At 60.4% G+C, this 22,127-nt stretch carries 22 protein-coding genes; 12 read left to right on the top strand and 10 right to left on the bottom strand.

Annotation, left to right across the window (positions count from 1 at the left end):
• Positions 1–6: 6 nt before the first annotated feature.
• Genes mdcC through N2601_RS28685 form a run of 6 tightly spaced genes read left to right on the top strand, consistent with a single transcriptional unit; the run spans position 7 to position 4,337 of the window.
• The gene (gene mdcC, locus N2601_RS28660; RefSeq protein ID WP_104827750.1) at positions 7–318 is read left to right on the top strand and encodes a malonate decarboxylase acyl carrier protein; all 312 of its coding nucleotides are present in this window, start codon (positions 7–9) and stop codon (positions 316–318) included.
• Entirely contained in the window at positions 315–1,226 is a 912-nt protein-coding gene (locus tag N2601_RS28665; protein ID WP_260304438.1) for a biotin-independent malonate decarboxylase subunit beta, read from the top strand. Before mdcC ends, N2601_RS28665 begins: the two co-directional genes overlap by 4 nt.
• Complete coding sequence (locus tag N2601_RS28670; RefSeq protein ID WP_104827752.1) at positions 1,213–1,935, top strand: biotin-independent malonate decarboxylase subunit gamma; 723 nt, start codon at positions 1,213–1,215, stop codon at positions 1,933–1,935. Before N2601_RS28665 ends, N2601_RS28670 begins: the two co-directional genes overlap by 14 nt.
• Positions 1,928–2,569, top strand: a complete 642-nt coding sequence (mdcG, locus tag N2601_RS28675; protein WP_260304439.1) for a malonate decarboxylase holo-[acyl-carrier-protein] synthase — start codon at positions 1,928–1,930, stop codon at positions 2,567–2,569. The genes N2601_RS28670 and mdcG overlap by 8 nt, the downstream gene beginning before the upstream one ends.
• On the top strand, positions 2,566–3,420 hold the full coding sequence (gene mdcB, locus N2601_RS28680) for a triphosphoribosyl-dephospho-CoA synthase MdcB (RefSeq protein WP_260304440.1): 855 nt from the start codon (positions 2,566–2,568) through the stop codon (positions 3,418–3,420). Before mdcG ends, mdcB begins: the two co-directional genes overlap by 4 nt.
• On the top strand, positions 3,417–4,337 hold the full coding sequence (locus N2601_RS28685) for an ACP S-malonyltransferase (RefSeq protein ID WP_104827755.1): 921 nt from the start codon (positions 3,417–3,419) through the stop codon (positions 4,335–4,337). The genes mdcB and N2601_RS28685 overlap by 4 nt, the downstream gene beginning before the upstream one ends.
• A gap of 126 nt (positions 4,338–4,463) precedes the next feature.
• Here the strand turns inward: N2601_RS28685 and N2601_RS28690 are convergent, their stop codons facing one another.
• From N2601_RS28690 to N2601_RS28715, 6 genes are all read right to left on the bottom strand, one after another.
• A complete protein-coding gene (locus N2601_RS28690; protein WP_104827756.1) occupies positions 4,464–6,431 on the bottom strand; it encodes a glycoside hydrolase family 3 protein in 1,968 nt (655 codons plus the stop codon).
• Between the two features lie 95 nt (positions 6,432–6,526).
• The gene (locus tag N2601_RS28695) at positions 6,527–7,375 is read right to left on the bottom strand and encodes a fumarylacetoacetate hydrolase family protein (protein ID WP_260304442.1); all 849 of its coding nucleotides are present in this window, start codon (positions 7,373–7,375) and stop codon (positions 6,527–6,529) included.
• Between the two features lie 44 nt (positions 7,376–7,419).
• Positions 7,420–8,730, bottom strand: a complete 1,311-nt coding sequence (locus tag N2601_RS28700; RefSeq protein WP_260304443.1) for an MFS transporter — start codon at positions 8,728–8,730, stop codon at positions 7,420–7,422.
• Between the two features lie 52 nt (positions 8,731–8,782).
• Positions 8,783–10,279 (bottom strand): bifunctional 3-(3-hydroxy-phenyl)propionate/3-hydroxycinnamic acid hydroxylase, encoded by a 1,497-nt coding sequence (locus N2601_RS28705; protein WP_245464213.1) that lies wholly within the window; start codon positions 10,277–10,279, stop codon positions 8,783–8,785.
• 113 nt (positions 10,280–10,392) lie between these two features.
• Positions 10,393–11,286 (bottom strand): VOC family protein, encoded by an 894-nt coding sequence (locus tag N2601_RS28710; protein ID WP_104827760.1) that lies wholly within the window; start codon positions 11,284–11,286, stop codon positions 10,393–10,395.
• A gap of 4 nt (positions 11,287–11,290) precedes the next feature.
• Positions 11,291–12,229 (bottom strand): amidohydrolase family protein, encoded by a 939-nt coding sequence (locus tag N2601_RS28715; RefSeq protein WP_245464134.1) that lies wholly within the window; start codon positions 12,227–12,229, stop codon positions 11,291–11,293.
• Positions 12,230–12,353: 124 nt separating this feature from the next.
• Between N2601_RS28715 and N2601_RS28720 the strand changes: the two genes are divergently transcribed.
• A complete protein-coding gene (locus N2601_RS28720; RefSeq protein ID WP_260304444.1) occupies positions 12,354–13,079 on the top strand; it encodes a GntR family transcriptional regulator in 726 nt (241 codons plus the stop codon).
• Positions 13,080–13,141: 62 nt separating this feature from the next.
• Here the strand turns inward: N2601_RS28720 and N2601_RS28725 are convergent, their stop codons facing one another.
• Positions 13,142–13,399, bottom strand: a complete 258-nt coding sequence (locus tag N2601_RS28725) for a hypothetical protein (protein WP_260304445.1) — start codon at positions 13,397–13,399, stop codon at positions 13,142–13,144.
• A 260-nt stretch (positions 13,400–13,659) separates the two neighbouring features.
• On the opposite strand from N2601_RS28725, the gene N2601_RS28730 reads away from it, so the two are divergent.
• A complete protein-coding gene (locus N2601_RS28730) occupies positions 13,660–14,538 on the top strand; it encodes a hypothetical protein (RefSeq protein WP_260304447.1) in 879 nt (292 codons plus the stop codon).
• Between the two features lie 145 nt (positions 14,539–14,683).
• On the opposite strand, the gene N2601_RS28735 is transcribed toward N2601_RS28730, so the two are convergent.
• Both N2601_RS28735 and N2601_RS28740 read right to left on the bottom strand, forming a co-directional pair.
• Positions 14,684–15,646, bottom strand: coding sequence for an asparaginase domain-containing protein (locus N2601_RS28735; RefSeq protein ID WP_260304448.1), 963 nt, complete (start codon positions 15,644–15,646; stop codon positions 14,684–14,686).
• Complete coding sequence (locus N2601_RS28740) at positions 15,643–17,094, bottom strand: amino acid permease (RefSeq protein ID WP_260304449.1); 1,452 nt, start codon at positions 17,092–17,094, stop codon at positions 15,643–15,645. The genes N2601_RS28735 and N2601_RS28740 overlap by 4 nt, the downstream gene beginning before the upstream one ends.
• A 283-nt stretch (positions 17,095–17,377) precedes the next feature.
• On the opposite strand from N2601_RS28740, the gene N2601_RS28745 reads away from it, so the two are divergent.
• Positions 17,378–18,805 (top strand): aspartate ammonia-lyase, encoded by a 1,428-nt coding sequence (locus N2601_RS28745; protein WP_260304450.1) that lies wholly within the window; start codon positions 17,378–17,380, stop codon positions 18,803–18,805.
• Here the strand turns inward: N2601_RS28745 and N2601_RS28750 are convergent.
• Positions 18,777–19,490, bottom strand: a complete 714-nt coding sequence (locus tag N2601_RS28750) for a FadR/GntR family transcriptional regulator (protein ID WP_260304452.1) — start codon at positions 19,488–19,490, stop codon at positions 18,777–18,779. The two genes, N2601_RS28745 and N2601_RS28750, sit on opposite strands and share 29 nt — an antisense overlap.
• A gap of 280 nt (positions 19,491–19,770) precedes the next feature.
• Here N2601_RS28750 and N2601_RS28755 point away from each other — a divergent pair, with 280 nt between their 5' ends.
• From N2601_RS28755 to N2601_RS28765, 3 genes are all read left to right on the top strand, one after another.
• Entirely contained in the window at positions 19,771–20,739 is a 969-nt protein-coding gene (locus tag N2601_RS28755; protein ID WP_260304453.1) for an AraC family transcriptional regulator, read from the top strand.
• A gap of 115 nt (positions 20,740–20,854) precedes the next feature.
• The gene (locus N2601_RS28760; RefSeq protein WP_260304455.1) at positions 20,855–21,508 is read left to right on the top strand and encodes a nitroreductase family protein; all 654 of its coding nucleotides are present in this window, start codon (positions 20,855–20,857) and stop codon (positions 21,506–21,508) included.
• A gap of 34 nt (positions 21,509–21,542) precedes the next feature.
• Positions 21,543–22,088, top strand: a complete 546-nt coding sequence (locus N2601_RS28765; RefSeq protein WP_260304456.1) for a carboxymuconolactone decarboxylase family protein — start codon at positions 21,543–21,545, stop codon at positions 22,086–22,088.
• Positions 22,089–22,127 lie beyond the last annotated feature (39 nt).

Here is a 22,127-nt window from a genome sequence, read left to right on the forward strand (position 1 = left end):
GATACCATGGAAAATCTGCTCTATGAATTGAAATCGACACAGACCGGCGGAACCCGCGCCGTCGCTCTGGTGGGCGTCGTCGCTTCGGGTAACCTCGAAATATTGCTTGAACGGCGGGAAGCGCCCGACCGGTGCGTCATCGAGATCGCAACGCCGGCTCATGGTTTCGCCGAGTTGTGGGCGGCGGTCACCGAAGATTTCGCGGCACGCTCTGCCGCCGGCGGTCTGCGCATCACGATCAATGATGGCGGCGCACGACCTGACATGGTGGCGCTGCGCCTGGCCCAGGGCGTGCGGCTGATGGAGAAGCCAGAATGAACGATCCTCGCACGCTACGCCGAAGCTGGTACGAAGAATCTGCCCGCGGCCGGTTGCTGCATCTGCTCGATGCCGGCAGCTTCACCGAATTCCTAGGCCCGGAATGGCGGGAGACAAGCCCGCACCTTGCGCTCTTCGATTTGCCTCGGCAGTTCGACGACGGCATCATCGTCGGTGCCGGCCGCATCGACAGTCGCCCCGTGCTGGTGGCCGCCCAGGAAGGGCGCTTCATGGGCGGCGCCATTGGCGAAGTTCACGGCGCCAAGCTGACAGGCCTGCTGCAAGCCGCGGCCAAGATGCGGCGGGATATCGTCATTCTCTTCGACACCGGTGGCGTGCGCCTCCAGGAGGCCAATGCCGGCGAGCTGGCGATCTCCGAGATCATGCGCGCCGTGCTGGACGCACGATCCGGGGGCGTGCGTGTCATCGGTCTTCTTGGCGGCAGGGCGGGCTGCTATGGCGGCGGCAGCCTGATTGCCGGCTGCTGCTCGGCGCTCGTCATCTCCGAGCAGGGGCGTTTATCCGTTTCCGGGCCGGAGGTTATCGAGACGAACAAAGGCGTGGAAGAATTCGACTCCCGCGATCGAGCCTTGGTCTGGCGAACCATGGGCGGCAAGCATCGCTACCTGATTGGCGGGGTTGATGTCTTCGTCGAAGACGATATCCCCGCTTTCCGGGTTGGTGCAATTGCCGCGCTACAACGGCCAGCCATCTTGGACCAAGCGGTGCTGGAAGCGGAACAGACGCGGCTCGAATATCGATTGCGCCGTTTTGGAGATGCCCGTGATGCCACCGAGATATGGGCCCGGCTGCATATTGAACATCCCGCCGAAATACCGGAGCGGGATATCGAGACTTTCCTCACCACAGCCAATATCCATCGGGAGAGTGCCGATGCAGCTCGCTGATATTCTTCCTTCACTCTTTCCAGCCGGCTACGAGATAACGCAGGCGGATGGGCTTGTTACCGGCTGGGGCCGGTTGGACCAACAAAACCGGATCGATCTGATCGGCGTAGCCGACAAGACCTATCCCGGCGTCGATGAGGCGCTAGCCGTGGCCGCGCATGTCCTTTCCGTCGCCCGGCGGCCGGACAGGTCGCCCCTGCTCTTCCTGGTCGACTCCGGCAGCCAACGGATGAGCCGGCGTGATGAACTCCTTGGTCTCAGCGAGGCGTTGGCGCACTTGGCGAAGGCATTATGGCAGGCAGAGCGTGCCGGACATCGCACGGTCGGCCTGCTCTACGGTGGCAGCGCTGCCGGCGCCTTCATTGCCACCGCGCTGGCCTGCGGATCGCTCGCAGCCCTGCCCACCGCCTGGCCCGAAGTCATGGATCTGCCATCCATGGCCCGAGTGACAAAGCTGCCGCTCGCTACGTTGAAGGAAAAAGCCGAAACGACCCCCGTCTTCGCGCCCGGCCTCGATAACCTTCTTGCAACCGGCGCCATAGCAGAAGTTTGGGATCCGGCGGCTTCTTTGAACGCTCAACTCGCAGCAGTTCTTGCCAAGCCTGCTTCAAGTGATCTGCGCGCAAGATTGGGCGCCGATCGAGGCGGCCGGCCGAAGGCCGCCATGATTGCGGCCGAAGTGGAACGGCTGGCTTTGCTCCATGATTGATGTCGCTGCCCTCCGCCGTCACGATCTCGCCTATGTGCGCTCCGAGGCATGGCCCGGCCTGCTGCAAGGCCGAGTCGAGGCGGAAATGGAGCCCGATCTGCTGGCATGGGCAACATTGGGGCGACCGACAATTTTCCGTCGTCGAATCTGCAGCGATCCAACAGATATCATACCCTTGGGGCTGCCACTTCCACCGGGCATGGGGCGCAAACGGCTTGCGCTCGCCTGCCCACCGACTGCCGTGATACGGACAGCGCCTCCTCCTCTGCTGAGGGATGTGCTGCCCGCGGCACCGGCACGATGGCGCCCGACCATTGGCGCGCTGTTGGAGGCAAATGCCTCGTGTCGCTGTTTCGGGAGTTTGGCTTGGCAATACCTGACCGGCCTTTCCTATCTGAGCAATACTTCCGATCTCGATCTTTTGGTCGAGTGTCGCTCGAGCACAGATGCAATGCGAGCGACGGCTTTGCTGAACTATGTTGCCGAACGCGCGCCGATGCGTATCGACGCGGAATTGATCACGCCTTGCGGCACGGCCGTGCAATGGCGGGAATGGCTGTCGGGAAACCCGGAGCTACTGGTTAAATCCCATACCGGATCGGCCCTGATTGCGCGGGAGGCGCTCTTTGCATGACGTTTCCATTGTTGGCTGAACGACGCTCTGTCGCCATCGAGCATTGCGATCCCGAGCTGATCGGACAGTATGCCGCACGAGCGCTGGTTCTGGAGGTGGAAACTTGGCCCAAGCCCGGCTTGGTCAGCCACATCGACAACGGCGCTCACGCCGACATGGACGCTGATCTCCTGCGCCTGAGCGCTCGGACGCTGGAACCATTCTTCATCGCGCTTGCCGAGGCGGGCGCCATGGATGCGAGCATGGATCGTCTGCGCCAAGTCGGTATAGAGGCGGAAAGCGCAATGCGGAGTGCGACCGGAGGGGTCAATACCCATCGCGGCGCCATCTTCGGTCTTGGGCTGCTGGCGGCGGCAGCCGGCTTGGCGGCAACGTGCGATTGGCAGGCGCCGCTCGGTGCCCTGATCAAGCTGCGTTGGGGACAGGATATCATCGGCAAGGCGCCGGAGCATGACAGTCACGGCAGCGTCGTGGCACGACGCTATCGTGTCGGCGGCGCCCGGGCCGAGGCTGCCGCCGGCATGCCGTCCGTCTACGATATTGCCCGCCCGGCGCTTGCCGAAGGACGGCGTCTGGCCATGGGTGACGATGAAGCGGCAAGGGTCCATGCATGCATGGCTCTGATCGCGGTGGTCGACGACAGCAATTTGCTCTATCGTGCCGGCCCTGAAGGGCTGAATTTCGCCCGCGACAAGGCACGCGCCTTCCTGGCGGATGGCGGGGTCGGACGGGCGAATTGGCGCTGGCATGCCAAAGCCATTCACGAGGCGTTCGTCGCGCGCAACCTCAGCCCGGGCGGGTGCGCCGATCTCCTTGCCATGGCGCTATTTACCGAGGTGTTGGAATTGTGACCCTTGCGCTGCTTTGTTCGGGCCAAGGCCATCAGAACCGGGAGATGTTCCGGCTGCTGGCAACGGAACCCGAAGCGCAGCCCATATTCGAGGCCGCGACCGCCGTGCTCGGGATCCACCCAATGGACTTCTGCCGAACTGCCCCCGAAGCCGCCTTGCATGCAAACCGCGAGGGCCAGATCCTGTGCGTGACGCGCGCGCTTGCGATTGTTCGCGCCCTTTTCCCGACCGGCGCGCCCAGCGAAACGCTGGTGGCCGGCTACAGCGTCGGCGAAATGGCGGCATGGGGGGTGGCCGGCATCTGGTCGCCCATGGATACTCTCAGGCTTGTCGATCAGCGGGCACGGGCAATGGATGCAGCGGGCGGGCCAAATGACGGGCTCGGCTATGTGCGCGGTTTGCCAGAGGCGGCCGTGGAACATCTAGCCAACCGGTTCGGCTGCGCAATCGCCATTGTAAACCCGGATCTCCTGTTCATCGTTGGCGGTGACAGACGATCAATCGATGCGCTCTGCGCAGCGGCGCTGCAGGAAGGTGCCGCGCGTGCCGCCCCGATGATGGTACATGTCGCCTCTCATACACCACGGCTCGCCGGTGCGGTCGCACAGTTTGACAACGCTCTTGCCTCGGCGGTCATGAACCGCCCGATCCTCCGCCTCATGACCGCCAGTGGTGCCACCCTTGTTACCGATCCGCATCGCGCTCGAAAAGGTCTGGCACGGCAACTGGCCGAGAGGATCGATTGGGCAGGCATGGTTGAAGCCGTGGCCGAACGTGGCGTGACCGCGATCCTCGAACTGGGGCCTGGCCGTGCTCTGGCGGAAATGGCAGCCGTTGCCCTGCCTTCAGTCATGGTGCGCGCAGTGGATGACTTCCACAGTCTTGCAGGTGTTAGGGCCTGGCTGGCTGCTCGCTGAAATCAAGACCTCTGCCTCGATTCCTCGAAGCGACCGCGGCACAGATACCTCTCTCGTAGTGACGGTGGAAACGGATGCAGACGACCCTTGGGACCGATTTCATTCAGACAAGTGGACGGCCCTATGTCAGTACTGCATGCTGAAACCGATCGGATACAGCGGATTGGCCGTGTCGTGCGGAACGTCGGATTTCTGCGCCAACACCTCGGCCATGGATGAGGGAAGTTCGAACGGCAGCTTGCCTTGCGCCTTCTGCTTACCCTCGATCACATCGAACAGGGCTTCGTCGCTGGCACCGAAATTGGCAAGGATAGCACCGGCCCGATCACGGAGGCCGGTGAGGATCGCCGGCCGCGCCAGATAGATCGTGACAATGGTCGGAACCTCCTTGGCGGCGCTTTTGAAGGCCTCGAAATCAGCATTGCCGTCCTTGAAATCAAGATCGCCCTCCTGGTGACGGGAGCCGAAGAAATAGTTCATATGCGGCTGTTGATAGGGTGCACTCAGCCGCACCAGCGCAAAATCAGCTTCGCGGGCCGTAGCAACGACCGTAAAGCCGCGGGCCGCTGCCACTTTCGGATCGACCCCATAAAGGAACACCTTCTTGTCGCTCCGGACCGGCAGAAGCTTGGCTTTGTTGTCGAGCAACACCATTGCCTTGGCCTGCGCGGCAGTCGCTTCCGCTGCGAATGTCGGATTGCCGACGATCGAGCGTGCCTTCTCCGGATCGACATAGGGATTCTCGAACAGGCCCTGCTCGAATTTCTGGATCAGGATCCGGGTCGCGGATTGATCGATGCGCTCTTCGTTGATCTTCTTATCCTTCACCGCTTCCACGAGAAGGTCCGAGGACGTCACGCCGCCGAACTGATCGACGCCGGCATTGACGGCTTTTGCGAACCGGTCGACACGGCTCATGTCCTCCACACCCCAGGGCATGCCGAAGGTTTCCTCGTTCAGAGTTGGCTTCACACCCGGCTTCTCACCTTCCAGGCAGGTGCCCTTGCAATCGTTGGTGATAAGCCAATCGCTGAGGATGACGCCGTCGAAACCGTATTTCCCGCGCAGCAGGTCGGTCAGAAGCTGCTTGCTGTATCCGGCTCCGACCGGTTCCAGCGGCTTGCCGTCAAGGTTGACGCCCTCGAGGATCGAATAGGTGGGCATCACGCCTGCGACCTTGGCCTTGAACGCTCCTTCGAAGGGGATCAGATGCTCGGCGAAATTATTGCCGGGAAAAACGGAACGGCGGCCATAGGCGTTGTGACTGTCGTAACCGTCCTTTGCAGCACCATAACCGACCCAGTGCTTAGCAACGGCGACGACGCTATCGCGGTTGATGCCGGTCTCGCCGTTCTGAAAACCGGCGACATAGGCTTCCGCCATGGATTTGGAAAGTTGCGCATCCTCGCCGAACGTGCCGTTGATGCGCGGCCAGCGGGGTTCGCTTGCGAGGTCGATCTGGGGAGAGAGCGCCTCCTGGATACCGACGGCGCGATATTCCTGGCGGGCAATGTCGCCGAACCTTCGCACGAGCGCCGCATCGCCGATGGCCGCGAAACCAAGAGTCTCAGGCCACTTCGAGAAGCCGCCGGCAGAAACGCTCGCACCGAGCACGAATTGGAAATGATTGCGAGGATCAGTACTGATCGTCGCCGGAATGCCGAGACGGCCGGCTTCGGCGATCTCCTGCAACTTGTTGTTCTCTCCGGCGAGAACAGCAGGATCGCCAGACAATCGGGTGATGAAGGTGACGACCTTGCGCTTGTCGATCATCTCGCTAGCGCGGTCGAGATCATATTGGGAACCGACACCCATGCCGGCTCCGGGACCGACGGAAGGCGCCGTGCCGTGCATCATCAAGCCCGCCTTCTCCTCGAGAGTCATACGCCTGACGAGATCGGCAGCGCGCTCAGCGGCCGGCAGCCGCCAATCCTCGTAAGGGTCGAGTTTGCCGTTGCTATCGAGATCCTTGAACGACAGCCCGTCCACGTTCAGCGTTTTGGCGATGCGGGCGGAGAGCGCCGGCTGCTCCTGCGACAAAGCCGTCGAAGCGAACAGCGATCCGAGCACGGACATGGCGATGAAATATTTCATGGCATCCCTCTCAAAAGCATCCTAATCGATCCCTAAGCTGAAGGGGCGCAGACTGCGCCGCGTCATTGTGCAATCATATAATCCGTAAGCAAAAACTAACGTAACTCATCGACGATCGGATTGCTGAGAATACCGAGCCTGTCGACTTCCACCTCGACGACATCTCCGGGCTTCATCCACAACGGCGGCTGGCGCTTGGCGCCAACGCCGCCCGGCGTGCCGCTGACAATGACGTCGCCTGGCTCCAACCGAGTGAAACTGGAGCAATACTCAATCTGCTGGGCGATATCGAAAATCATCTGGCCGAAGGTCGCGTCCTGCACGACTGTTCCATTGAGACGCGTCTGAATACGAAGATCGGGCAGCGGACCAAGCTCGTCCGGCGTCATCATCCACGGCCCGAAAGCGCCGGTGTCGGGAAAGTTTTTGCCCGGGGTGAACTGGTGCGTATGACGCTGGAAGTCGCGCACGCTGCCATCGTTGTAGCAGGCATAGCCGGCGACATAGCCCATGGCCTCATCGCGCGTAATGTAACGGCCGGACTTGCCGATAATGACTGCCAGCTCGCCTTCGAAATCGAGTTCCGTCGAGACCTTGGGACGCACGATCGGGCCGAGATGGCCTATCTGGCTATTGGCATAGCGAGCAAAGATCGTCGGATTTTCCACCTCCGCACGTCCCGTCTCCTTGCGATGCATTTCATAGTTCAAGCCGACGCAGAGGATCTTGTCGGGATTGGGAATGACCGGCAGCCATTCGATTTGGCTAAGCGGCGTGGCAGGGGCGGAAGCGGCTGCCTCGGCAACGCCGTCAAGACCGGCGGCGACAGCCGATTTGAGATCGGCATAGCGCGACGCGAGAACCGCGCCGACATCGAGGAAACGATCGCCCTCGACGACGCCCCAGGTCGTGCGGCCGGCGATCTTGACGGTGGACAGTCTCATGGCTCTTGCTCCTGTAGTGGGATCAGACTTGGCGGCGGGCGCTTTCACACCCGCTGCATTTGATCGGTGAAGCGCGTCATCTTGCCGAAGCGCTCAATGGTGCGATCCGGAAAGATCAGCGCGAAGGCGGAAATTGCGCCGATGATGAGGATTGCGGCCGTAAACAGCATGGCATTTGCATAGCCGGCCGCCAGATGATCGGGTCCGGCCGCCTGCACGATCATGCCGGTGACCGCGTTGGACGCGAGCGCAGAGACAGCGTTTGCCGAATAGATCACAACGATCAGCCGGCCGCGCTGGACGGCGGGCGCGACGCTTCCGAGTGTGATTGGGCCGTAGATGGTCGTCAGGCTCGGAGCGGCAAAAGCAATCGCGATCAGCGCCAGTTGCAGCGGGCCGCTGACATGAACCGAGGCGATCAGCGCCAGGCCGCTGACGAGCAATGCATAGCCCGAGGCGCTGCCGAGGGCGGTACGCTTGCTGACACCCTTCTGAAGCATCCGCTGCGCGATCCATGATCCGATGAGCAACAGCGGCGACTGAAAGATATAGACAGCCGAGATGATCGAACCGGTCTCAGTCTGCGAATAGCCGAGACCCTGCTGCAGGAAGGGCGGCAGCCATGTGGCCGACATGCCGACGATCCAGTAAGACATGGTCGACATGATGATGACGCCGATCACGGTCGGGTCGAGCCAGAGCTTGCGAGCCGGAATCGGGGACTCTTCGCCAACAACGCGAGCTTTTTCATTCTCGGCGACCGCATGTGGTCCCTCACCGCCGATGAGCAGCCAGGCAATGATCCAGGCGACGCCGATCAGGCCGCAAAAGAGGAAGCCCGAACGCCAGCCGTAATTGACGATTACATAGGTCAGGATCGGACCGCCGGCGAGCAGGCCGACGCTGATGCCCTGCAGCACGACGGCACTCGGCACGCTGCGCTTTTGCGGGCTGAACCAGTTGTGGCAGGCATGCAATGCCGTCGGCAGCCCAGGTCCTTCTCCAAGGCCGAGCAGGATGCGGCAGGCGACCAGAACCGTCACCGAACTGGTGAAGTAGATCGGGATCTGCGCGATCGACCAGATTGCCGCAAGAATGACGAGGATCCATTTGACGGGGACGCGGCCGATCACGAAGAGGCCGACGAGGACGCCGGATATCGAGAACAAGAGAAAGAAGCTGCTGCCGATCAGGCCGAACTGCTGCGGCGAAATACCGAGGTCTTTCATGATCGACACGGCGGAAAGGCCGAAGACGAGCTTGTCGAAGAAGTTCAGCGTTTGGAACAGAAAGAGAAGGATAAGGACGGCAAAAGGTCGCCAATTGCTGGCGGTATCAGCGGTTGACTTGGTCATATGTTCCTCCCAGAACCCCACAAAAAACTGCAATTCCTGACGGGCGCATCTGTCAGGCGAGACGAGTACGCAGATCGGCGATCTGCTGGCGAAGCGTCTCGACGTTGCTGGCGGCGCCAAAAACATAATGATCAGGGCGCACCAGCGCGGCGACCGCGCCATGGCGGTCGAACCAGGCCGAAAGCACGCCGTCCTTTTCACGAAGCGCCGACGGATCGGCTGCATCATCGTTTTGACGCGCAACGGCTTTCACAACGATCCCGTCGATCGCCTCAGCGAGTGCTTCTCCCTCTCCCGCCCTGATCCGACGGCCGTCGAGAACAAGCCGCCATTCCGGTCCGGTAAAGGTATCCAACAGGCGCGCAGAAGCGCCTTCGACGATTACCGGCTGCGGGAATAGCAATCCTCGCGCCGGTGTGCCTTCCGCTGCGATCAGACCTTCCTCGATCGGCGGTACGATTTCCTGACGGGTCAGGACGGGTGGTTTGCCGCCGCCCTCCGCGAGAATGCGTGCGTCGCGTGCGGCAGCTGCCGCCGGGTCGCGTTCACAGATCGTCTGGCCGATCGCCTTGATCTTGCCGGTCAGCGCCCGCACATGCCGCTTGCGCTCGACCGTGTAAGTGTCCAGCAGCTTTTCGGAAGATTGCCCCTTCAGGATGCGATCAAGCCGCCAGACGAGATTGGAGACGTCGCGCAGGCCCTGGCACATGCCTTGGCCGATGAAGGGCGGCTGCTGGTGCGCGGCATCACCGGCAATCATTACCCTGCCCCGTCGCCATTCGTCGGCGACCAGCGCATGAAAGCGATAGGCGGCGGCGCGCCAAAGCTTACCCTCGTCCGGCGTCAACCAGGGCGACAGCAGCCGCCAGACATTCTCCGGCTTTTCCATCTCGCGTGGGTCTTCGCCTGGCAGAAGCATGATTTCCCACCGGCGGTGGTTCTTCGGCCCCATGATGTAGCTGGTCGGACGCGCCGGATTGCAGAACTGGGCCGAAGTCTGCGGCAGGTTACCAAGTGCAGCCTCATGCACCTGCACATCGACGACGAGCCACGGCTCGTCGAAGACGAGATCTTCGAGCCTCATTCCGGATAATTCTCGCACGCGGCTCCAGGCACCATCGCAGCCGGTCACGTATTTTGCGGTGATCGTCTGATATTCGCCGGAGGCATTCTTAAGCGTTGCGACGACCTCATCAGACCGCGACTGAAGAGCGACCATTTCCGTACCAAGCTCTATCGTCACGCAGTCGAAGCTCTCCGCATGACGCCTCAAGACGGCCTCGACCGGAGGCTGGGTAAACACCATGCTGGGGGTATAGCCGAGCGGATAGGGCTCGGGCACCATATCGATACGGCGAATGAGCTGCCCTTCAGCGCCAAAGTGCTGGGATGCCGTGAATGGTGCGATATGGGGAAGCACTTCGTCGGCAATGCCCATATTGTCGAAATGGCGCAAAATTTCGTGGTCGAGCGCGATGGCGCGCGGCTTGTCGTAAATACCGGTCAGCCGATCGACGACGAGCGTGGAATGGCCGCGTGCGCCAAGCATGCCGGCAGCCACGGCTCCCGCCGGGCCGAACCCGACCACCAGCACGTCATAATGATTTGAAATATCGTTGTCGTTCTTCACAGGCATGCCTCTGCAAGTGTCTACTGGGCGCATCAGGCGCCGGAAAATCCGATGGAAATCTGCGCCTTCTTGCAGGCGTCGCTCTTTGGAGGCGCAATGCCCCAGTGGTCGGTCCGACCGGGCGGCCAGACCCATTCCTCCGGACCTCGGGCTCGGTAGCTGTCATCGACCTGCAGGACTTCCGCGGTGTATTCGATCACCACGCCATGCGGATCGACAAAATAGGCGAAGACGTTGTCGCCCGGCCCATGCCGGCCGACGCCCCAGCCGATCGGATAGCCGTGATCGACGACGCGGCCCGAGCCTCGCATGACGGATTCGAGATCGGGCATCAGGAAGGCGACATGATTCAGCCCATTTGCCGGTGCTTCAGCCAGCACGACCGCATGATGGTCGTCGTTGCAACGCAGGAAGGCCATAAGCTTCGATCGGTCGGTCAAGCGGAAACCAAGAACATCGCGGTAGAATTCCGAAAGCGCCTCGATCTGAGCGCTGTTGATATTCACATGGGCAAGCCGCCCGGGCCGATTGGGGACCACATGCCCTTGCTTGCGGTGGTCGCCGTACACAAATTCCAGAACCGAACCTTGTGGCTCGCGGATGACGAAACGCTCGCCGCCAGAGGGCGCATCGGCGGGCCCGATTTCGCGCAGGACTGCGCAGCCTGCAGTAACTGTTTTTGCGAAGAGCGATCTCAATTCTTCGGGCGTACTCACGCGAAAGCTGATCTTGCGCAATTCCGAGCGGTCGCTTTGCTTCAATTCCAGCACATGAAAATCATCGCCCGTTGCCGCTAGGAAAACCTTGTTCCCCACCCCGGCAACGACATCCAGCCCCCACACGCGGGTGTAGAAATCGACCGACGCCGCAAGATCGGGCGTACCCAGTTCCACGCTGCGCAGAGCAATAACAGGAAATTCGGTCATAGGATCAAACCTCATCCAGAGCCAGAAAGGCTTGCGCATTCCCAAATGTCAGGCGCTCGCGCAAACCTGTATCTGCGAACGCTTCCTCGATGCGAGTAACAGGCTCGTTCTCGCGGAAATTAAAGGGATAGTCGGTGCCGAGCAGCACGCGCTCCTCGCCGAAAATAGAAACCAAGCGGCGCAGCATGTCCGCATCGAAGACCAGCGAGTCCACGTAGAGCCGCCGTACCTGCTCCGCGGGCCTCTCCGGCATGGTCTCATTGAGGGCCGGGAAAGCCGAATAACCTTGCTCCAGCCGCGGCAGCAGCGAAGCGAACGTCCCACCGCCATGACTGAAGGCGATCCGCAGTTTCGGGAATTTCCGAAGTAGCCCGCCGGTAATCACGGATGCGGCTGCCAATCCGACATCGGTCGGGTAGCCGAGCACCTGCTGAAGCGGAGCCGGCCCAAACAGCCTGTCCATACCGGTCGGACGCACCGCATGTACGAACACGGCGGCGCCAAACTTCTCGGCTTCCGCAAAGAACGGATGAAAACGCGGATCGCCGATCGTGACACCATTGATGTTGCTGCCGATCTCGACACCGCGAAAGCCGAGTTCGCCGACGATGCGATGCAATTCGAGGATGGCAAGATCGATATCCTGAAGGGGAACACCCCCAAGTCCGACGAAGCGCCCCTCTCCTTCGGTAACAATCGCGGCGATCGAATCATTGACGTGTCGGACCAGGTCGCAGGCAGCGCTTGTTTCGATCCAGTAGCCGAAGAGTTCCGGCATGGGCGAAAGTGCCTGAATCCGAACGCCGGTCCTGTCCATCTCCTCCAGCCGTCTTTCAGCAACCCAGCAGGCATCGCTGACCGTGCGGTATGGCTTGTCATCGATGCCACGGCAGGTGCAGCCGTTCGAAAAGGCGCCCGGCGCTCCCTTTTCCGCTCCGCTCATTGGATCCTCCCTCATCAGCACCCCTCATAATGTATAAACTTTTCTGCGTAAAGCAAAAATTTATAAATTTCGCGCGGACGCTTCATCGTGTATATAAAAAGCGATTTGCAAGCCAGAGAGCACCATGAACGTCAACCTGCTGAAGAAAGGGGCCGAAAGCCCCGCGACATTGGCAACCAGCATCTATGAGCGGCTGAAGGCCGACATCCTCTCAACGCGACTGGAGCCCGGCCGGAAGCTGCAATTGCGCTTTCTGATCGAGCATTACGATGCCGGCCAGACGCCATTGCGCGAGGCACTGAACCGCCTGACGACGGAGGATCTCGTCATTGGAAAGGAACAGCGCGGCTTCTTCGTGAAACCGATCAGTCTGGATGAATTACACGAACTGACGAAAACGCGTTGCTGGGTGGAGGGGCTGGCGCTGCGCGAATCCATGGCGAACGCAACGCCCGAGTGGGAGGAGGCGCTTCTGGTGGCGCATCACCGGCTGGAGCGCACTCCGCGCTCGCTCAATCCGGACCATTTTGAAGACAATCCGGAATGGGAAAGGTTCCATCGCGCCTTTCATGCGCTTCTCATTGGCGGCTGCGGATCGAAGCCTCTGATCGGCTTTTGCGAACAGCTTGCTGACCGGCTTTACCGCTATCGAGCCCTTTCAATTCGCAAGGCCTTTCGGGTCCGCAAGGTCAGCGACGAGCATGCTCGTATCCTGAAAGCCGTGCTTGATCGAGATACCGCTGAAGCTGAGCGGCTATTGCAGCAACATTATGAGAAGACGGCAGAGATCATCCGCGTTGATCTTGAAGCTGAAACAGTGAGCTCTGACCCGCGAGGCAGAGTAGCCTGATCCCGTCATGAAAGAGCTCGGCAGCGTCTACTTAAAAAGAACGAGGGCGTCGGCGTCGCTCCTCAGTCGAATTGTTCACCATGCCCGATCTGTTCACGAACCGCATCGCCAATTGGCGGATCATCCACCGGATCCGGGTCCGCACTGTTGGCGTCCTCGATAGAGTGAGCCGCCGCGACCAGCGCGCCAAGTACCTCTCGAGTGCCCCACCCCACTTCGTTCGCTGAGGCGATAACTTCTTCTAGGGTTTCTCTGGCCGCCGCCTTCAATTCCTCGAAGCGCTGCTGCAAATCCTGGGATCGTGGTGATGGAAACGGCATGGTCGGCTCCTTTCGTTAACGAGGTAACCCGCAAGACATCGGTCGGTTCCCGCCGACGCCTTAACGGATCCCAGCGGACCAACATTCATCATGACGATGCATAGCTCGCCTCCACAGTTCGCTTGGCGGTATCTTTCTTCAGCCATTGGATGAGAGAGTTGCCAAACATGCCGGTAGCGCCTATCCATCCGGATAGTTTCTAAATTTCCTCTCTTATACCCCTCGCATTTTTATAAAGATACGCGCTCACTAAAATGCCAATGCATGCTGATTCAGCCAAATTGCGAGACAGGTGCCGCGCTTTCAGCATCGACGATCTGCTGGCAGATTCCTCCTTTGCAGCCGCTCTGCGCGATGCCGCATTGGAGTTGCTGGCGATCCATCGCACGGCGCCGAGAGTGGTGCGCTATGTCGCCGACCTGCAGAAGTGGTTGCTCAGCCAGGCGACATTGGCAATGCATTTCGAGCGCAAGCTCAATCCGAGCTGCCCGCCAGTCACGGTCTCCAACCTGAGAAAATTCTTGGCCGAGAACCATGTTGCCAGCCACAACACGGCGATCGCGCATCTGAAGGAGATGGCGCACTATAAGCTATTCGAGCCGGTAGAAAATGCGGACCGGCGCACCAACGCCATGCAGGCTGCCGCCCATACGGAACAGCTGATCCGGCAATGGCTCGACGGACACCTGCGCTCGCTCGATAGCATAGATGCAGGCGATCGATATCAACGGTCCCAAGCCAATCCGACGATATTATTTCGCGCCCAGCCGCAGATCGCGCGTCGGCTCTTCCATCACCCAGGCTGGTACAGCCCTCCCGAAAGCATCACGCTTTTCGTCAAGTCGGAATCCGGCAGCAACATATTGCACGACCTTATGTCGCGTGTGCCAGCAACCGTGGAGGTGGCTGAGCGCTCATGGATAGGTGCTGTTTCGGCACGACTTGCCGCCGCTGACTATCTCATTTCCCGCACTCATACCGGCAGGATACTCGCAACCGCCCAGTCCAAGGGGCTATTAGGATGGGAGACGGCCAAGAAGAGCGGCGACTGCTGGGTTTCGGCGAACCTGGTGCTCGGCTATAGACGGTGGCAGGCCGTGAAATTTGCCGTCATCTCAGACGTCTTTGCGGATATCTAGGGTTTTCGGGCGGCGGCCGGCGATTGCTGCTCCTTGTGGCGCCGTCTGGCGGGGTGCGACGCGGATCTGTCCTACAGCGAGATCATCCGACGGACCGGCGCGGTCACCCATTATTCAATGACCGGCCAGCTCGCATGGCTGGCGTTCAGGGCTTCGCGTCGCCGGCGAAATCTGCAAACGCTTGTTCGATCAACTCGGCCGTCGCGCCGGAGGCGACGAGAGTTGCCAACAGGATCCTCGCCTGCCCCGGCCGTAGGGTCGAGGAATGACTGGCGCCGGCGCCGGCAAGATCGTGACCGCCACCGCCGCCGCCATAGCTTGAAAGCAGCAGCCCATCCGAAACCCGGCTGGAGACCACGACGGGGACGCCGATACCCGCGCAGCGCCTAACGGCTTCCACCAGCCGCGGATTGGCATTGCCCGAACCGAGAGCGGCAAGAATGATGCCATTAGCATCGGCCCTCAGGCTCGCATCCATATGCACAGAGTCACAACCCGGATAGATCGCCACGACGTCGACACGCACGTTGTCCAATGTTGCTTCAAGACGCGGACTTGGCGGATTTTCGAGCGGCCTTGATTGCCGAAAAGCGTCGGCAACATCCGAGGAATGTTTGTAGAGCCCCCAGGCAGGCAGCAGGCGACCGCCGAAAGAGATGAGTACGCCGCGACCCGCATTGACCGGATCGATCGCGGCGGCCACGGCCGCGCCAAGATTGGCAGGCCCATCAGCTTTGGGATGATCTGCGGTGAATTGCGCACCCGTGAAGACGACGGGCTTGTTCAATCCGTGCTGCAGATGGACGAGCAAAGCCGTCTCTTCCATCGCGTCCGTACCATGCAGGATGACGATGCCGCTCACGGCTGCATCCGCTAGCAATTCACCCACCTTCTTGCTGATCTCCTGCATGTCGGCGAGCGTGAGACTTGCCGAGTCCTTCGCCATCAACTCGATGGGCCTGAGATCGACAGGCATATCGGGCAGAAGCGCGAGTAGGCTCCCCCCCGACAATGACGGCGCGCTTGCGCCATTCTCGGCCCGCTCGCTTGCAATGGTGCCGCCGGTGGCAATGACTGCCACCAGCGGATTTATGCCTGTTGCCGTCACGAGTAGCCCCGCTCGATCGCCAGTTGCTGGATGCGGTCGCGCAACAGGTACCAGCCTATGACAAGGGCCGGCGCGATCAGGACGAGCGACGCGATCGTCCAGGTGCCGACGGGATAGTCGAGCGCCATCAGCACTAGCACCGCGAAGAGGAAGACAAGGGTCAAAATGCCGGTATAAGGTGCGCCGAACATGCGGAAATCCGGGCGTGCCATCTCACCGCGCTTGGATAGCTTCCAAAGCTTCAATTGGCACAACACGATAACGGCCCAGGCCGAGATGATGCCGAGCGCCGAGAGATTGAGCGCAATCTCGAATGCCGCTGACGGGACAACGGCGTTCAGCGCCACGCCGATGACGGTCACGGCAGCCGTTACCGCAATGCCGCCATAAGGCACGCCGGCCTTGTTCATCTTCGCAAGCGCTGCCGGCGCCGAGCCGGAAACCGCCATTGAATGCAGGATACGGCCGGTGGAATAGAGACCTGCGTTGAGCGAGGACAGAACGGCCGTCAGCACGACGAGGTTCATGACGATGTCGGCGCCTTCGATGCCGATCGTCCCGAAAAAGGTAACGAAGGGGCTCTCGCCGGCCTTATAGGCCGTATAGGGCAGAAGCAGCGACAGAAGCAGAACCGAGCCGACATAGAAGATCAGCAGGCGTGCAACGACAGTGCGGATCGCACCTGGCATGACCTTACGGGGATCCTCGGTCTCGCCTGCCGTCGTACCGATCAGCTCGATCGACGCATAGGCAAAGACCACGCCCTGTATGATGACGAAGGCCGGCAAGATGCCATTCGGGAAGAAGCCGCCGCTATCGCCGATGATGCTGAACCCTGCCGAATGACCGGCAATCGGCGTTCCGGAGACGACGAAATAGATGCCGATGACGAGGAAGCTGGCAAGCGCGAGAACCTTCACGAGGCTGAACCAGAATTCGAGTTCGCCGAAAACCTTGACCGACAGTAGGTTCATGGAAAGCACGACCATCAGCGCGATCAGCGCAAAGACCCACTGATCGACGCCTGCGAGCCATGGAACGTATTGCTTAAAAAAGTTCATGTAGAGCGCGACGGCGGTCACGTCGGCAACGGAGGTCATGGCCCAGTTCAGCCAATACATCCAGCCAACCGCAAAGGCCATCTTCTCGCCGTAGAATTCGCGGGCATAGGAGACGAAGGAGCCGGAGCTCGGGCGATGCATGATCAATTCGCCGAGCGCGCGCAGCACCAAGAAGGCAAAGAAGCCGCACAGCGCATAGACGAAGATCAAAGCGGGACCGGCTGCGGCAAGCCGCCCGCCTGCCCCGAGGAAAAGGCCGGTGCCGATCGCGCCTCCAATGGCGATCATCTGGATCTGCCTCGGCTTCAGCGCCTTGTGATAGCCAAGCTCCTCATTGGCCGGCGGCCGGCGATCTGCCGGCACATTCTGGATGGTTTTGACTGACATTGCTCCTCCCTTGAGCCGTTTGTCCGTGGACGGGTCCGGGGTGCTCTTTGCACCCGATAGGATGCCGTTCGCTTTGATCAAGCCGTCGATCGCGGTTTACGATCTCCGGTCATGCTGTAATGCTGTAATGCTGTATGACAGATTTTTCCTCTTACACGCTGAATTTGGTGCAGGTCAACCCGGCTCTAAACTTATTGACGCGGTTGGGCGCAATCGATAACAGCTATGCAATCTGTCTTACAGCTTGACAGATATGGCTTGATTTCGACTGCAGGAGGGTAATGTGATCAAGACACGAAGCGAATATGATCTACTGGGCGAAAAGGATATTCCGGCCGATGTCTATTGGGGGGTGCACACCGCACGAGCGGTTGAAAACTTCCAGGTAACGGGCACGCCGATCGGGCGTTACACGCATCTCATCCGCGGCCTGGCCTTCGTCAAGGAAGCGGCTGCCCTTGCTAATCACGAACTGGGTCTGCTCAGCAAAGAAAGGCTCGATCCGATCGTGCGCGCCTGCCGCGAAATTCGTGCCGGCGAGCTCCATGAACAATTCGTCGTTGATGTCATTCAGGGAGGTGCCGGCACCTCGACCAACATGAATGCCAATGAGGTCATCGCTAATCGCGCGCTTGAGCTGCTCGGCCATCCCAAGGGCGATTATGCCCACCTTCATCCGAACGATCACGTCAATCTCAGCCAGTCGACCAATGATGCCTATCCGACAGCCGTCAACGTCGCTGTGATCGAAGCCATCGACAGCCTGGCTGCAGCAATGGAGACATTGCAGACAGCCTTCGAGCGGAAAGCCAAGGAATTCGACAGCATCCTGAAAGTCGGCCGCACGCAACTGCAGGACGCGGTACCGATGACGCTCGGCCAGGAATTTAGAACCTTCGCCATCATGCTCGGCGAAGACAGATCGCGGCTGATCGAATCGGCGGCCCTCCTGCACGAGGTCAATCTCGGTGCCACCGCCATCGGCACAGGCCTCAATGCGCCCCTCGGCTATGCGGCGCTTGCCTGCGCCCATCTGGCCCGGCTCACCGGCCGGCCTCTGGTTACCGCAAGCGACCTCATCGAAGCAACGCAGGATCCCGGCGCCTTCGTCCATCTCTCCGGCGTGCTGAAGCGCGTCGCGGTCAAGCTGTCGAAGACCTGCAACGACCTGCGCCTCTTGTCTTCCGGACCACGGGCCGGCATCGGCGAGATCACACTGCCAGCCATGCAAGCAGGTTCGAGCATCATGCCCGGCAAGGTTAATCCGGTCATTCCGGAAATGGTCAACCAGGTGGCCTTTTCCGTCATCGGCAACGACATCACTGTCACCATGGCTGCGGAAGCAGGCCAGTTGCAGCTCAATGCCTTCGAACCGATCATCGTGCGCTCGCTATCGGAAAGCATCATGCATCTGACCGCAGCCTGCCATATCCTTGCAGAGCGCTGCGTCGACGGCATCACGGCCAATCCGGCTCTCATGGCGCAGCGCCTTCAAGAATCGATCGGCCTTGCCACGGCGCTCAATCCGTTGATCGGCTATCAGGCTGCCACCAAGGTTGCCCGCGAGGCGCTGGCAACGGGACGCACCATACCAGAAATCGTGCTCCAGCATGAATATCTGACCGCCGAACAACTGGTCGAGGCACTACGGCCGGAGCGGCTGGCCAACCTGCCCGCCGCTCTCAATGCTGCGGTTGATCCTCGCCAATGATCGTGGTCACCGCACGCTTCACCTGACCGAGATGCGCTTCCATCGCCGCGATGGCCCCTTCTTCCGATCCCGCCGCAATCGCTTCAACGATGTGGCGGTGCTCGACATTCGAGGCCACGCGGCGCTGCGCCATCATGTTGACCAGCTCAGATTGCTGCATTAACGCATCGCGGGCATCCGTCACGATCTTGGCGAAGACGGCATTTCCCGAGGATTCCGCGATCATCGAGTGAAATTCAGAGTCCAAATTCACCCACTTCAAGGGATCCTCTTCGTGGTCCATCACATCGCAAAGCTCAAGCAGGCGTGCGAGCTGCTGCTCTGTCCGCCGCAGAGCCGCCCAGCCTGCGGCGGGAACCTCAATAAATGGGCGGGCCTCAATCAAATCACGTGCAGAATAACCGCCGTAACGCAGCTCCGGTCCGGGTGTCGACGTTATGACATAGGTGCCGCTGCCGGTGCGAGTCTGGGTTAAGCCGAGTGTCTGAAGGGAGCGGAGCGCTTCGCGGATAATCGGGCGACTGACACCATAACGCGAAGCAAGCTGCGCCTCAGCGGGCAGTCGCGTCCCGACCACCAACCGTCCCGATGTGATTGCCGAACGAATATCCTCAAATACTGCCTCAGCAGCATTTTTCCGACTGATCGGACTTGTATAAGATAACCAATCAGCCACCTCACTCATGCCATCCAACCTTCACAAACATTCTCTGCTTGTCAAGGATCGAACGCCAAACGGGCGCAGCTCTGCGATTCCCTGCCGAACGGCGGCGCCTTGAAGGAATCAGAACCGTCACGCCCCTGAAAATTGGGCCAAGATATTGATTTTTCTGTTACGTCATAAATACTGTAGGGCGATTCCGATTGTCTGTCATATGCTACCGCGACGATCCATTAATTCACTATTGATACAGCCATCGTGCGAATAGGATAGGACGCTTGAGCGTTCTAAGTCCCGAGGTCCTATGTCTGAAGTCGACTGGCTGAGCCATCTCCTAGAAATCATCACGGTCACTGGTCAGCTCGAGGTCCGCTGTGCCTACGGTGCGCCATGGCGGGTGGCCTGGGGCCGCGCGGCGGCGAACGAAATCCCCTACCACGTCATCGTCAAGGGTCGAGCCGTTTTCGAGAATCCGGAGACGAGAACAGCGAGGGAACTGGTGAGCGGAGATATCGTGCTGTTACCTCACGGTGCGGCGCATGTGCTGCACGACGGTAGCGGGCAAACACCCATCCCCACTCAGCAGCGTCGAGGGTCTGCCGGTTGGATGCTGAGCGAAAACGCCAGCCAGGGTGAGCAGCTCGATCTGTTGTGTGGTCGATTTTTTATTGCACCGCCGCATGATCGACTGATCCGCAACTACCTGCCCACAAACCTCGTGGCGCGGGCCATGGATGGCCAGGGAGAAGACGGTATCGGTTCCGCTTCCAACCAGCTGGCCAGTCTGGTGGGGCTGATGCGAATGGAATCGACCGGCGACCGAGCCGGAGGGCGCGCGGTTCTCAATGCACTTTCTTCGGCCCTTTTCACACTCGTGCTTCGCGCCGCGAGCGAGTCCGAGAGAGCCCCCGAAGGTCTATTGGCGCTGGCCGCCCATCCGCGGCTGGCTCCAGCCATCGCGGCCATGCTTGCCGACCCAGCCCAGCCTTGGAAACTGCCTGATCTCGCGGCCTTGTGCGGCATGTCACGTGCTACGTTCATGCGGCACTTTCAAGACAGGCTGGGTTGTTCAGCCCTCGATCTCTTGACTGATCTGCGCATGAGCCTGGCAGCCAACGAGTTGAAAAAGCCTGCGATCAGCACGGAGGCTGTGGCCGAAACGGTTGGCTATCAATCTGTTTCGGCATTCCGACGTGTCTTTGCCGAGAGAATGGGGATGACGCCCGGGGAATGGCGCAGACAGGCGTATGGCGGCGAGACGGGCGCGGGTTAGGTTAGACACGCGGGATTTGATCCTTTCGCGCATCATATTGAGGTAATAAAGTCTCGTTATTCTCAAATAGGTCAGTAAATTGGGCTCCGTAATCACTTGATGAGGGAGCCACTCAATGAACTACATCAGCAACGCAGCCAACGAACCGACGCCGACGAATGCCGTCATCGAAACCATTCTGAGTCGTAGCGCTGCCAAATACTACGACACCACCGCCGCGCTGAGCGACGATCAGATCCGCGATTTGGTGCGGATCGGCACTTCCGCGCCGACATCGTTCCACCTGCAGAACTGGCGGTTTATCGCTGTCCGTACGCCAGCGGCAAAGGCTCGGTTACGTCCGATCGCCTGGAATCAGCCGGCGATCAGCGACGCCGCCGTTACCTTCATTATCGTCGGCCGGTTGGCCGATGCCAGCACCGTGCCCGCCCGTCTGGCGCCGGTGGTGGAAGCCGGCATCATGCCGGCGCATCTGGTGCCGGAATGGGAAGCGCCCGCTCGCGGGCTCTATGACGATCAACCCCAGCGACAGCGCGACGAGGCGGTACGCACTGCTACTTTTGGCGCCGCGGCGATCATCTATGCAGCGCGCTCCCTTGGTCTGGGTTCGACGCCGATGATTGGGTTCGACGCAGAAGCCGTGCACAGCGAGTTCGGCCTGGCCGAAGACGAAATCCCAGTCATGCTCCTGAGCGTAGGGCCGGAGCGGGCCGGCAACTGGCCGCAGAAGCCGCGCCTGCCGGTGGCCGATGTCCTGGACTTTGCATAATTCGCAACCCAATCAGAAACTTACGGAGATTATGATGCCTAGAACTATTGCCCTGAAGCCTGAACAGGTCCCGGCCGAATCGAAACAGACTCTCGATGCTTTCACCAAGAGCATCGGGTTCACCCCCAACATGATGGCGGCCTTCGCGCAGAGCCCGATCGCGTTCAACGCGTGGGCCATTCTGCTCGGCTCCCTGAGCAAGGCGCTTGACGTGAAGACACGAGACAGCATCGGCCTCGCCGTCTCCGAAGTGAACGGTTGCAATTATTGCCTGACGGTTCACAGCTTCACCGCCGAACACATGGCCAAGCTGCCGGCCGATGACATCATTCTCGCCCGGAAGGGTCATGCCAACGATCCGAAACGAGATGCCGCCGTCCAGTTTGCGCAAAAAGTCATAGAGACTCGAGGGCAGGTCAGCGACGCCGATCTGAGCGCCGTCCGCGATGCCGGCTACACCGACGCGAACATCATCGAGATCGTCACACTGGTGGCGATGTACTCCCTGACGAACTTCTTCAACAACGTATTCGATCCCGAGAAGGATTTTCCCGCGGTACTGCCGGCCGGGTCGATCTGACCCTATCCCGTCGCAACATCTTGAAATCATTGGGATCGA

This window comes from Rhizobium sp. CB3060 (assembly GCF_025200735.1).
In the GTDB taxonomy this organism is placed as follows: Bacteria; Pseudomonadota; Alphaproteobacteria; order Rhizobiales; family Rhizobiaceae; genus Rhizobium.